This window comes from Megasphaera sp. DISK 18 (assembly GCF_001682955.1).
In the GTDB taxonomy this organism is placed as follows: Bacteria; Bacillota; Negativicutes; order Veillonellales; family Megasphaeraceae; genus Megasphaera; species Megasphaera massiliensis.
On sequence record NZ_LUGJ01000018.1, the window covers coordinates 23,193 to 36,318 of the forward strand.

9 protein-coding genes are annotated in these 13,126 nt (G+C 55.1%); 7 read left to right on the forward strand and 2 right to left on the reverse strand.

Annotated features, from left to right (window positions below; translation table 11 throughout):
* Positions 1 to 67: 67 nt before the first annotated feature.
* Complete coding sequence (locus A0U42_RS04275) at positions 68 to 1,711, reverse strand: ABC transporter ATP-binding protein (RefSeq protein ID WP_065360008.1); 1,644 nt, start codon at positions 1,709 to 1,711, stop codon at positions 68 to 70.
* Positions 1,704 to 3,443, reverse strand: coding sequence for an ABC transporter ATP-binding protein (locus tag A0U42_RS04280; RefSeq protein WP_065360009.1), 1,740 nt, complete (start codon positions 3,441 to 3,443; stop codon positions 1,704 to 1,706). The genes A0U42_RS04275 and A0U42_RS04280 overlap by 8 nt, the downstream gene beginning before the upstream one ends.
* Positions 3,444 to 3,646: 203 nt before the next feature.
* Between A0U42_RS04280 and A0U42_RS04285 the strand changes: the two genes are divergently transcribed.
* The 7 genes from A0U42_RS04285 (at position 3,647) to A0U42_RS04315 (ending at position 13,001) form a co-directional block, all read left to right on the forward strand.
* A complete protein-coding gene (locus A0U42_RS04285; RefSeq protein ID WP_044503520.1) occupies positions 3,647 to 4,102 on the forward strand; it encodes a CtsR family transcriptional regulator in 456 nt (151 codons plus the stop codon).
* 22 nt (positions 4,103 to 4,124) lie between these two features.
* On the forward strand, positions 4,125 to 4,640 hold the full coding sequence (locus A0U42_RS04290; RefSeq protein ID WP_065360010.1) for a UvrB/UvrC motif-containing protein: 516 nt from the start codon (positions 4,125 to 4,127) through the stop codon (positions 4,638 to 4,640).
* A gap of 3 nt (positions 4,641 to 4,643) precedes the next feature.
* Positions 4,644 to 5,708 carry an ATP--guanido phosphotransferase gene (locus A0U42_RS04295; RefSeq protein WP_065360011.1) on the forward strand — a complete coding sequence of 355 codons (1,065 nt, stop codon included), beginning with the start codon at positions 4,644 to 4,646 and terminating at the stop codon, positions 5,706 to 5,708.
* A gap of 6 nt (positions 5,709 to 5,714) precedes the next feature.
* On the forward strand, positions 5,715 to 8,147 hold the full coding sequence (locus tag A0U42_RS04300; protein ID WP_065360012.1) for an ATP-dependent Clp protease ATP-binding subunit: 2,433 nt from the start codon (positions 5,715 to 5,717) through the stop codon (positions 8,145 to 8,147).
* An 86-nt stretch (positions 8,148 to 8,233) separates the two neighbouring features.
* On the forward strand, positions 8,234 to 9,613 hold the full coding sequence (gene radA, locus A0U42_RS04305) for a DNA repair protein RadA (protein WP_065360013.1): 1,380 nt from the start codon (positions 8,234 to 8,236) through the stop codon (positions 9,611 to 9,613).
* Positions 9,614 to 9,717: 104 nt separating this feature from the next.
* Positions 9,718 to 10,116: a (deoxy)nucleoside triphosphate pyrophosphohydrolase gene (locus tag A0U42_RS04310; protein ID WP_083122274.1), complete on the forward strand. Its 399-nt coding sequence runs from the start codon at positions 9,718 to 9,720 to the stop codon at positions 10,114 to 10,116.
* Between the two features lie 8 nt (positions 10,117 to 10,124).
* Positions 10,125 to 13,001 (forward strand): DUF3427 domain-containing protein, encoded by a 2,877-nt coding sequence (locus A0U42_RS04315; protein WP_065360014.1) that lies wholly within the window; start codon positions 10,125 to 10,127, stop codon positions 12,999 to 13,001.
* Positions 13,002 to 13,126 lie beyond the last annotated feature (125 nt).

The following is a 13,126-nucleotide window of genomic DNA, read 5'->3' on the forward strand; positions in this document are numbered from 1 at the left end:
TCCTACGGGTCAAAATCCGGAGAAGCGCTTTATCAGGTGAGTCTGTGGAGTTGTTTGTGGCAGTGTCTTACGAAGGACGGCCCTTTTGGGCGGTGCCCATGACGACGAGGCGGCCGCCTTGGGCTTCGTAGAGGCGGTGAGAAATGGACAGGACGGTCCGGTTTTGGGAGGCCGCCTTAAGGGCTGTCAGTACCTGTTGTTCCGTTAAGGCGTCGAGATTGGCCGTGATTTCATCGAGTAAGAGGACTTGCGGATTCATGACGACGGCTCGGGCAATGGACAGGAGCTGGAGTTGGCCGCGGGAGAAATATTCCTGTCGGAAGGGCGTGTGAAGTCCCTCGGGGAGGGAAGTGCAGAGATCCCATAGGCCGACGAGTCGCAGAGCCTTTTCGACGGCTTCTTCCGAGACGCGAGGGTCTTTGAGGGTTACTTGGTCTTCGATGGTACCGGCGACGTCGTGGAACTGCTGTTCGACGTAGCCGAAGACTTGGCGTCGAATGGACGGAGCCAGGCGAGAAGGCTCGCAGCCGAAGACGCGGATTGAGCCTTCTTGGGGCGCGTACAGGCCGAGGATGAGTTTGAACAGGGTACTCTTACCGGAACCGGTGCGGCCCGTAATGGTGACCGTTTCCCCTTTCTTGACGGCCAGGGACAGGTGGCGGAAGACATTTTCACGGCCGTAGCTAAAGGCAACGTCGTCGATAACCAGCGGCGGGGCAGTAAAATTCAAATCGGCTGTGGATCCTTGTTCTTCTACGGGATGGGCGAAAAATTCTTTCAGGCGGCTGATGCCGGCCATAGCCGACTGAATATTCTGGATCTCCATGCCGATGCTTTCAATCGGCGAGAAGATGAGGCGGACATAGGCGATGAGGGCGACGACGGTACCGACGGTCATGCCGAAGAGGTCCTGCAGGAAGGAGCTGCTGACCGAGAGGGCCATCATGATGCAGATGATGAGCGTCGACAGGGTAATGACGATGGGCGAGTAGATGGCGTCGCAGAAATTACTGCGCTCCATAGCGGAAAAACTGGCCTTGATCGTCTGTCCGTACCGGCGCCGCAGGTGGCGCTCCTGCTGGCAGGTGTGGATGGTGCGGATGTTGTGGACTGTTTCCGGGATGAGTTCGTTCGTCCGGCCGATGGCGATGCGGTTGTCCCGCTGGGCTTTCAGCATGCGCTGTTGGAAGTAGCGGGTCAGGAGAAACAAGAGGGGCAGGGCGATGCACAATAAGATTCCCAGGCCGGGACTGAGGTGGAAGACGACGACGAGGATGCTGAAGAGGCTCAGGACGTCGGCAATCATGCTGACGACGCCGGAGTCAAAGAGGTCTTCCAAGGTATCGACGTCGTTGACGAAGAGGGACGTGACGGCTCCCGATTCATGGCTGACGAAATAAGGAGCCGGCAGGAGGCTGAGCCTTTGGCACATGGCCGTGCGCAGGCTGTGGGTAATCTTTTGGCCGAAGATGGTAATCAACGTTTCTTTCAGGGCGTCGACGAGGCCGCTGCCGGCGTTTACGGCAAAATAGACGACGCCTGCCGTCAGTAAGGGCAGGGCTGTAAAATGGCCGCCGGCCAGGCTGTCGACGATGTACTGCAAAATGAGGGGCGGAGCGACGTTGACGCCGATAGAAGCGGCGATGGAAAGGCACAGGCCGATGATGAGCCGGACATTGGACCTTACGGTTTGCCAAAATATCTTAGTCATGGCGGTCACCTCGCTGGGCTTGCTGCATCCGGTAGAGCCTCCGATAATCGTCATGAGTTTCATACAGGCTTTGGTGGTCTGCCGTCACGGCCGTACCGTCAGAGTTGAGCCAAATGACCTGGTCGAGCTCAGAAAAGAGGGACAGGCGGTGAGAAATGAGGAGGATGATACAGTCCCGGTAGGATTGTCGCAGGTGCTCGAAGATTTTTCGTTCCGTCGCCATGTCGACGGCGGCAAAAGGATCGTCGAAAATCATGAGCGGCCGGCGATGGAAAAGGGTTCGGGCCAGGGCGATACGGGCCTGTTGACCGCCGGAGAGGCGCTGACCTCCTTCGCCGATCGGTGTCTGAATCCCTAAAGGGAAGGTCTTACAGTCTTCATCCATACAGACTTCGGCAATGACTTTGGTGACGTCGCCGGGAAGGCCGAAGCGAATGTTTTCTTCGAGGCTCGCCGAAAACAATTCACTGTCGTGGCCGCAGTAGCCGACGATGCCTTCTGCACCGGTCTGGCCATTTCCTAAGGGACGGTTACCGAAGAAAATCTCCCCGCCGTGGGGCTTTTCACCGAGGAAGGTAAGGCCCAGTGTCGATTTGCCGCAGGCTACGGGGCCGGTGATGCCGATGATGTCACCGGGGGTCGCCGAAAAGGACAGGCCGTGATAGATGGGTTTATCACCGGGGTTATAGGCAAATGACAGGTCGGAGACCGTCAGCGATGCCGGCGGATAGGTCGGTACCGGTTCCGGCAGAGGATGGGAGGCCCGCAGCCGGGGCTGGATGCGATTCCACGACACCTGGGCCTTCTGGACGGCATTGAACAGGCGGGCTGCATGGGAGGTCTTGATGGACATCTTGACGAAACAGGAGAGGTACGTCGAAAAGGCAGCGATGTCCCACACTTGCCAACCCTCTCCGAGGACGTTGCGGCCGCCGAGCCAGACGACGAGGATCGTGCCGGTCATGGCGATGATTTTATAGATAGGCTGCATCGTGTTTTCCCAGAGATTAGCTAGGATCATCTTCTGTTCATAGTCTTTCAGGTAACGTTCGTACTGGGCATTTTGCACGTCTTCTTCGCCGTAGACGCGGTAGGTCAGGGCATTGCTGATGCGGTCCAGGGTGATGCCCGACAAGGCGCCGCTGCTTTCTTTGCTGCGGGCCGCCGTTTCCGCAACCAGGCGCCGCAGGCGATTGGCCAGAAAATAGGCCAGGGGAGGGAAGAATAGGACGCAGAGGGTCAGTTTCCAGTCGTACACCAAGAGCATGATCAGGTAGGTCACCATGACGACGCCCGTGTCGAAGATTTCCGTCGTGAATTTACGCATCCCTTCGACACAGGTGTCGATGTCGGAAATGATCTTGGTCATCAAGGTTCCCGTGTGTTCACCCTCCATGGCCGCTGTCGGCGTCTGTACCAGCTGCTGATAGAGGAGGTCCTTCATGGTCAGACTGACGTTGTTGGCAAATTTTCGGACGTACAGCCGCTTTACGTAACGCAGACTCTGGACGGCAATGATGACCAGGGCGTACATCAGGCAGAGGGAGTACATATCGGATACCTCTTTGGTGCCGCCGAACATGTCGTAGAGGGACTGGGCCAACTGGCCGTCAAACCAAGGGCCGGCGATCATGCCGACGTTGTAGCATAGTCCGCTGACGGTGATGACAAGGAGTAATTTCTTTTCTTTTAAAAAGTAGTAATAAACGGAACCGGGTCCCCGCTGTTTCAATGGTAACACCTCGTTTCTGTAATCCATTTATCATACACCATATCGGAGGGGTTGACGAGGGAAAAGACCGTTATTTTTCGTAATTTGAGAACTCTTTACATTCTTACCTCTTGCGTAAAGTCAAAAAGACGAATATAATATACCTATACGAAAGTCAAAAAGAAAAATTAAACCCGTCGATTTTTTTTAAGAGGTGATTTACGATGAGTGTATTAGCGGATAAAATCGAACAGTTTATCTTACATAAATTATTAGAAGAGAATAATTCAGATATCGTATTGCGCCGCAATGAATTGGCTGACGAGCTGCAGTGTGCACCGTCGCAGATCAGCTACGTGCTGAGTACGCGGTTTTCTAACGACCGAGGCTATCTGGTCGAATCGCGGCGCGGGTCCGGCGGATTCGTCCGCATCATCAAACTGACGCCCAAGAAGGAGGACCGCACGCCGGTATTGCTTCACGAACGCCTGCCGGCCGTCAGTATTTCCATGGAAGACCTCGATGCCTTGCTGTATGAACTGCTTAAAAGGCGCAGCCTCACCAACAACGAGGCGGTCATCCTCCATTTAACCTTTGAATCACTCTATCGCCGTATCGATGATGAGGCTTCACGCTTACTCGTCATCAGCGATATTTTGAAAAACCTGAACCTTCATTGAAGATAGAAAGGACGTGAGGGCCATGCTCTGTGATGCCTGTAAAAAACGCGAGGCTGTTGTCCATATCGTCAAAATTGAAGACGGGCAGCGCACGGACGTTCACCTGTGTGCTACCTGTGCCAAGAGACAGTCTAACTTTTCGAATATGCGAGATGTCAATATTATCGATAATGATTTTTTCCGCAAGATGGCTTATCCCGATTATCAGGGAGATAGCGGCGATGAACCGCGCTGTGCCAGCTGCGGCATGACCTACGGGGAGTTTAACCATGTGGGAAAATTCGGCTGCCCCGATTGTTATGAAGCTTTTAAGGAAGAAATTCCGCCTCTCCTGCGGCGCATTCACGGCCACAGCAAGCACGTCGGCAAGGTGCCGAATCGCGGGACCGGCGTCTTTCGGACGGCAACGCAGGTCAAGCGCCTGCGCCAGCACCTGCAAAAGCTCGTGCAGGAAGAGCGCTACGAAGAAGCGGCCAAAGTCCGCGACGAAATCCGGGCGCTCCAACGCCAGCTTCCGGCTGATGGAAAAGGGGAATAAGCCGTGGTACGCGATATGCTCATGGCGCCGCTCTGTCCTTGGCAGGACGGGACCGGTGAATTCCGGGACATCGTCCTCGACAGTCGGGTCCGCTTGAATCGAAATTTAAAGAAATATGTATTTCCCGATAAAGCCTCGGATACAGAACTGTCGGCCGTCCTCGACGAAGCCAAAGGACAGCTCGGTACACTGAACACCCTCGGACAGGGCCATTACCGCTTCATTTCTTTTGAAGACTTGTCGCCTCTCGAACGGGAGGTACTGGCCGTCAAGCATCTGTCGTCGGCCGGCCATATTGAACGGCCGAACCATCGGGGGATTCTCCTCCGCGACGACGGTGCCGTGTCGATCATGGTCAATGAAGACGACCATTTCTGTATCCAAGTTGCCGCCCCGGGCTTTGACCTGCGGCGCGTTTGGGATCAGGCCGCCCAGATCGACGATGCCTTGGAAAGCCACTTGGATTTTGCTTTCCGTGATGATTTCGGCTACCTTACGGCAAGTCCCTCCCTGACCGGTACGGGCCTGACCGTCGGCGTGACCCTCCACGTCCCGGCCTTAGTCCTTATGAAGCGCTTTAACCGCATCGTCCAAGGGACAACGAAATTTGGATTTACCTTCTCCGGTATCTACGGGGAACGGAACGACTCCATCGGCAATATTTTCCAGATCACCAACCAGATTACCTTGGGGGTGACTGAAGCCGATACGATGGAACAACTGCGAAAAATCGTGACCCAGATCGTGCAGGAAGAACAGAACTGCCGCACCTTGGTTTGGGACCACAATAAGAATAACTTGAAAGATAAATGGCTGCGCACCTGGGGCACCCTCAGTCAGGCCTGGCTCCTCGATGACCGGGAAACGCTGAACTTTGCCAGCGACCTTCGCTTCGGCATCGACATGGGGGTCATCCCCGTACAGCCTCTGGCTTATGAAGCCATTATGGCCGCTTCGGATCCTGCTTGGCTCCAACTTCAGGCAGGCTCGGAATTAAGCGGCGAAGACTTAGAGCACCAACGTGCCAAAAGGGTGCAGCAAGTGCTCCGTGAGTACAGAAGGAAGTGATTTCCCATGGCGAACAACAGATTTACCAACGATGCCAAAGCCGTGCTTCAGTTTGCACAGGATACGGCACAGAAATTTCATCATGACTACGTCGGAACAGAGCATATCCTGCTCGGTCTCGTTTTAAATAAAGACGGCATTGCCGGACTGATCCTCTCTCAGCTGGGCCTGACGTCAGAGAATGTTACCCGTGCCATTGAACAGCAGGTCGGTTGGGGCACCGATACGACGGGAAAACTGCGCCTGACGCCGCGCACTAAACGGGTCATGGAAATGGCCGTCCGTGAAGCCAATCGATTGGAACAGAACTACGTCGGAACCGAACACCTCTTGTTCGGTATCCTGGCCGAAGGAACGGGCATGGCCGTCCAGATCCTCGAAAATATGGACATCGACCCGGATCTCGTGTCCCAGCGCCTGAGCGAGCTCATGAATGACGGCGAGGCAGCCGGCAGTGAGCCCGCCGGAGATAAAAAGGGCAGCGACTTGTCCCAGTTCGGCCGCGACCTCAATGAATGGGCCAAAAAGGATAAGGTCGATCCGGTCATCGGCCGAGAACAAGAAATCAGCCGCGTCATTCAGATTTTAAGCCGCCGGACGAAGAACAATCCGGTCCTCATCGGCGCTCCCGGCGTCGGTAAGACGGCCATTGCCGAAGGGCTGGCACAGCGTATCATTACCGGCAACGTCCCGGACAGCCTGCAAAATAAGCGCGTCTTTTCCCTGGACCTCGCCAGCATCGTCGCCGGTACCAAGTACCGCGGTGAATTCGAAGAACGGATCAAACGCATCTTGGATACCATTTCCCGCGACGATACGATCATCCTCTTCATCGATGAAATCCATCAGCTCATCGGCGCCGGTGCCGTAGAAGGCGCTATGGATGCCGCCAATATCCTGAAACCGGCCCTGGCTCGCGGCGATTTGCAGTGCATCGGAGCGACGACGGCTGACGAATATAAGAAGCACTTTGAAAAAGATGCCGCCTTGGCTCGGCGTTTCCAGCCCGTCCAGGTTGGGGAACCGAATGAAGACGACGCCGTATCCATCCTCTTCGGCCTGCGCGATCGATACGAAGCCTTCCACAAGGCTCGTATCACCGATGAAGCCGTACGGGCTGCCGTCAAATTGTCGGCCCGCTATATTTCCGACCGCTACCTGCCCGATAAGGCTATCGACGTCATGGACGAAGCGACGGCACGGGTCCGCATGAAAGTCTATGCGCCGTCTCATGAACTGCAGGTCTTGGAACAGAAGCTGGCCGATATCAAGAAGGAAAAAGAAGCCGCCCTCGATGGGGAAGACTTTGAAAAATGCGCCGCCCTGCGCGATGCCGGCAAAAAAATCGCTTCGGAAATTTCGGCCCTGCAGAAGGAAAAGAAGCAGCATGACGATGAAAAACTCGTCGTGACCGAAAACGACATTGCCGACGTCGTTTCCATGTGGACCGGCGTTCCCGTCCAGCAGATTACGGAAACGGAATCGCAGCGCCTGCTCCACTTGGAAGAAGAGCTGCATAAGCGGGTCATCAGTCAGGACGACGCCGTTACGGCCGTAGCGAAAGCCGTTCGCCGTGCCCGGGCCGGACTGAAAGATGCCAACCGTCCTATCGGTTCCTTCCTGTTCCTCGGCCCGTCCGGTGTCGGCAAGACGGAATTGGCCCGTACCTTAGCGGCCCAACTCTTCGATAGCCCCGACAACATGATCCGCATCGACATGAGCGAATTCATGGAAAAATACAGCGTCTCCCGCTTGGTCGGCGCCCCTCCGGGCTACGTCGGCTATGAAGAAGGGGGCGAACTGACCGATGCCGTCCGGGAAAAACCGTACAGTGTCATCCTCTTCGACGAAGTTGAAAAGGCCAGCAGCGACTTCTTCAACCTCTTGCTGCAGGTCCTCGACGAAGGCCGGCTGACCGATTCGAAAGGTCGGACCGTCGACTTCCGCAATACGGTCATCATCATGACCAGTAACCTCGGGGCCTCCCATCTCCGTCCGTCCGGTCCGGTCATGGGCTTTGCTACCGGCGGTGACGGTGACGGCAGTGAAGAAAAGGCTTTCAACGAAGCGCGAAAGGCAATTCTTGAGGACGTGAAACGCTTCTTCCGGCCTGAATTCTTGAACCGTATCGATGAAATGATCGTCTTCAAGCCCTTGGCTCAGTCCGATCTTCGTCAGATCGTCGATATCATGCTCAAAGAGCTGACGACGCGTCTTGGCGAAAAGGGTGTGGGCCTGAACTGGACGACGGCTGCCGATGACGTCCTCGTCCAGGATGGAACCGACTTTGCCTACGGCGCCCGTCCGCTAAAGAGAGCTATCCAGAAACTGGTCGAAGACCCGATTTCGGAAATGCTCTTAAGCGGCGATGTCAAAGACGGTAATACGATTCACGTCGATAGTTTAGATAAGAAGAAGCTCGTCTTTACGACAGATTGATGAAAGGGCTTCGCATGAAGGCAGTGCTTGTCATGCGAAGCCTTTTTTTTATAAACTGTGCTAAAACACAGTGCAAAGGAGAAAGTATGGCAAAAGCAAAAGTTCGTTACGTTTGTACCAGCTGCGGCAGCGTTTCCAGCCGCTGGCTCGGCCGCTGTCCTCAGTGCGGCGAGTGGAATACGATGGAAGAAGAAAAGGTGGTCCCTGAGGCACCGAAGGCAGCCCAAAGCATGGCCCGCAGCGGACCGGCGTCGCGGGCGACGTCCTTGTCGGACATCGCCTTAGAAGACATGACTCGCGTCGAAACGGGCATCGGAGAACTCGACCGCGTCCTCGGCGGCGGCATCGTGCCCGGGGCCCTCATCCTCTTGAGCGGCGATCCGGGCATCGGCAAATCGACACTGGTCCTCCAACTGGCGGCGGCCGTCTGTGCCAAAAGCGGCGTCGTCCTCTACGGCTCGGGCGAAGAGTCGGCCGGTCAAATAAAATTACGGGCTCAGCGCTTAGGCATTGCAGCGCCGAACCTCGTCATTCAGGCCGATACGTCCTTGGACAATATCTTAAGTGAAGCCCATAAACGGCGGCCAGCCCTGGTCATCGTCGACTCGATTCAGACCATGTACAGCCAGTCCGTCGAAGGGACGCCGGGCAGTCTGTCCCAGATCCGCGAAGGGACGAGCCGCCTCATGACCTTTGCCAAAAGTGAAGCCATTCCGGTCATCGTCATCGGCCACGTCACCAAAGATGGGGCCATTGCCGGGCCGCGGATGATGGAGCACATGGTCGACGTCGTCCTCTATTTTGAAGGGGAACGCAACTACCAGTTCCGCATCCTTCGGGGCATTAAGAACCGTTTTGGTTCGACCAACGAGTCGGGCCTGTTCACCATGACCGGCGGCGGCCTGTCGGAACTGGAAAATCCGTCCCAGCTTCTCCTGGCGGAACGGGCGGCCGACCAAGCCGGCTCTGCCGTTGCCGCCGTCCTCGACGGCATGCGCCCTATGCTGGGGGAAATCCAGGCCCTGACGGCCCACTCGGTCTTTGCCGTTCCCCGGAGGACGGCGTCGGGCATGGATTATAACCGCCTCATCATCCTCCTGGCCGTCCTAGAAAAGCGCCTCGGTGCTGCCCTTGGCAGTCAGGACGTCTATATCAACGTCGTCGGTGGCCTGCGCCTGACGGAAACGGCAGCCGATCTGCCGGTCCTCCTGGCCGTCTATTCCAGCCTGCGCGACATCTCCATGGACAGCCGGACCGTCGTCATGGGAGAAGTCGGCCTGACCGGCGATGTTCGCCGCGTGCCCCAGGCCCTGCGCCGCGTCAAGGAAGCGGCAAAAATGGGCTTTCGCACCTTTATTATGCCTAAGGGGAACCTCGAAGACGTCGATCCCGGTGCCTTTCCGGCGGACTGCCGATTTATCGGCGTGGCGACCCTTCGGGAGGCCATTGAAAAAGCCTTTTCCTGATGGAGAAGGGTGGACACGGATTCTGGCGGGAAAAGGCGCCTTTTAGTAGGCAAAAAGCCTTTACCATGGTAAAATAGGGAAAAACGAGGAAAGAAGGACGCGTGATGAAGCATTTGGAAGTGGTGGCAGCGATTTTAGAATACGACGGAAAGATCCTCTGTATGGAACGGGGACAGGGGAAGTTCGACTACGTCAGCTTTAAGTATGAATTCCCGGGCGGGAAAATCGAGCCCGGTGAGGCGAAGCACGAAGCGATTGAACGGGAACTGCGGGAAGAAATGGACGTCCATGTATCGGTCAAGGAAGACGACCTTTATATGACCGTCCATCACGACTATCCCGATTTTTCCATCAGTCTCCATGCCTTTTACTGCCGGCTGGATAATCCTGATTTCATCCGAAAAGAACACGTCGCCGCCAAGTGGTTGGCGCCAAAAGATTTGCCGACCTTGGACTGGGCTCCGGCCGACGTGCCGATCATGCTTAAATTAGCCGGAAAGTAGGCATAGTCATGGCGGAATACGGAGCCCTTGAACAGTGCCTGCGCGAAGGTTTTATCGACTATACCATCGAAGCCGACCAGCGCTATGTGCCGAAAATCCTGACAAATAATAAAGAAAAGAAACGAAAGGTCCTCGACACCATCTTGTCGCAGCTCTACGTCTGCGACCAGTTTCTGTTTTCTGTCGCCTTTCTGACGAAAAGCGGCATTGCCTGCCTGAAGGATGCCCTCATCGAAAATCACAGGGCCGTAGGGAAGATACTGGCCTCGCAGTACCTGAATTTTACCGAGCCCGATGCCTTACGGGAGCTCCTGAAGTTTCCTAACGTCGAACTGCGGATGGTGACCGAAGAACGGGCCTTCCATGCCAAAGGCTACCTCTTTCACCGCGCTCAGGCCGGGCCCGAAAACTATACCATGGTCATCGGCAGCAGCAATATGACGGCCAATGCCTTGACGCACAATCAGGAATGGAACGTCTTTTTTACGTCGGCTGAAAACGGGGCCCTCATCCGTCAGACACAAGAGGAATTCCAAGCCTTGTGGGATACGGCGGAAGTCGTCGATGAAGATTGGATCCAGGCCTATCAAAGCATTTATAAACGCCAGAATCCGAGAAAAAGGGGCTTGTATTTGCCGTTTCATAAGATTCAGCCCAATGCTATGCAAAAGGCGGCCCTCGCGGGCATTCAGAAGCTTCGTGACCAGGGGGAAGACCGGGGGCTGTTGATTTCGGCGACGGGGACCGGCAAGACCTATCTGTCGGCCTTCGATGTCATGAAACTGAGGCCGCGGCGGTTCCTCTTCGTCGTCCATCGCGAGCTCATCGTCAAAAGCGCCCGCGCCAGCTACGTCAAAGTCGGCGTCGATCCGGCCGACACGGGTCTATTGACAGGGCACGACAAAGACGTCGACAAGCCTTATCTCTTTGCGACGATACAGACCTTATCCCGCGATGACATCCTTTATTCCTTTGCTCCCGATGCCTTTGACTACATCGTCATGGATGAAGTCCATCATGGGGGAGCGGCGACGTATCAGAAGGTACTGGACTACTTTAAGCCGAAGTTCCTCTTGGGCATGACGGCGACGCCGGAACGGTCCGATGATTTCGATATTTACGCCTTGTTTCACCACCAGATTGCCTATGAGATCCGCCTTCACGACGCCTTATCCGAAAATATGCTGGTGCCCTTCCATTATCATGGTGTCAGCGAAATCACGGTCAATGGCGAGGTCCTCGATGACAACAGTGATTTTACGGCCCTGACCTGTGAAGAACGGGTGCGGCACATTCTCCATTATGCCGACCTCTACGGCAGTGATACGGACCGCGTCAAAGGCCTTGTCTTTTGCCGCAGCGTCGAAGAAGCGCGAACCCTGGCGGCTGCTTTTGTCAAACACGGCCGACGGGCCGTGGCCTTGACCGGCGCCTCGACAGAGCGTGAACGGCAGGACGCCATCGGTCATTTAGAAGCCAAGGCCGAAGAAGACGGTGACTATTTGGATTATATCTTTACCTGCGATATCCTTAATGAAGGCGTCGATATTCCTCAGGTCAATCAAGTCATCATGCTGCGTCCGACGGCATCGGCCATCGTCTTCGTCCAGCAGCTGGGGCGCGGCCTTCGAAAGTATCCCTATAAGCGCTATTTGGAAGTCCTCGACTTCATCGGCAACTATGAAAATAACTTTCTCCTGCCCATTGCCCTCTTTGGCGACCGGACGTACGATAAGGATTTTGTCCGCAGTCTGATGCAGACCAATTTCCTGCCCGGACCGACGTCGGTCCACTTCGACGACATTGCCAAGGAGCGAATCTATGCGGCCATCGACAAAAAGAAGGCTTTAGCCGATTTAGACGACTTGAAAAACGCCTATCGCGACATGAAATGCCGTTTGGGCAGGCAGCCCATGATGATGGATTTCGTCCGTTTTGGCGATAAGGATCCGATGCTGTTCATTGCCAAAAAAGAGTCCTTCTATGAATTTTCCCAGTATATGGAGCCGCAGCCGTCGACGCTGAATGACGCCCATCGGGCCGTGCTGAAGCTGATGAGCCTAGAACTTTCAAATGGGAAGCGCATCGAAGAAATCTTGATCCTTCGTCATGTCCTGGCCGAACCGTCGTGGTCGACGGCGGACCTTGCGGCAGAGATGGAGCGATTGTACGGATTCCTGCCTTCGACGGAAACGATGGACCATGCTGCCCGGGTATTAAGTCTGCAATTTTTTGGCAAAAAGGCGCAGCAGAAATACGGAGGTTTGTCCCTCCTTTCTTTTGAAAACCATGTCTATCAGTCGACGCCGTATTTTGAATCCTTGAAACAGAACGCCGAATTTAAGGCCTATGTCCAGGATGTCCTCGATTACGGGACGTATCGCTTTGAATCCCTGTATATTCAAGACGATCCCGATATCGTCAGCGGTTTTGTACGCTATGGACGCTATTCCCGAAAAGACGTATCGCGCATTCTCAATTACGATACGAACCGCGAAGGGACGCTGAACGGCTATCAAATCGTCGGACACACGTGTCCCATCTTCGTTACTTATGAAAAGTGTGACGATATTTCAGCCAATACGAAGTATGAAGACCGATTCATATCCCCCCAGGAGTTCAGTTGGATGACCCGGGCCCGCGTTCGCCTGACCTCTTCCCAGATTCCGGCCATTCAGGACAGCCGTACGCGGAAGCTGCTGTTCGTGAAAAAGAGCGATGCCGAAGGGTCAAACTTCTACTATATCGGCGATTTAAGGGTTCTCGGCGATCCCATAGAGACGACCATTGCCAACGATGCCGGCGTGCAGCTGCCCATCGTCAATTTTCGATTTGTCATCGATAAGCCTGTCGAAGAGAAACTCTACGCCTATCTTTGTGAATAATTGTCTGTTGCTGAAATGTCATGAACGGGTCGTCATGGCATTTTTGGCGTTACCTTTTAACCTTTGAAGGCAGCGGAACGGTCGAGCCAGGTGCCGCCTGCCTTCAGAACCAAAAACTTTACGGG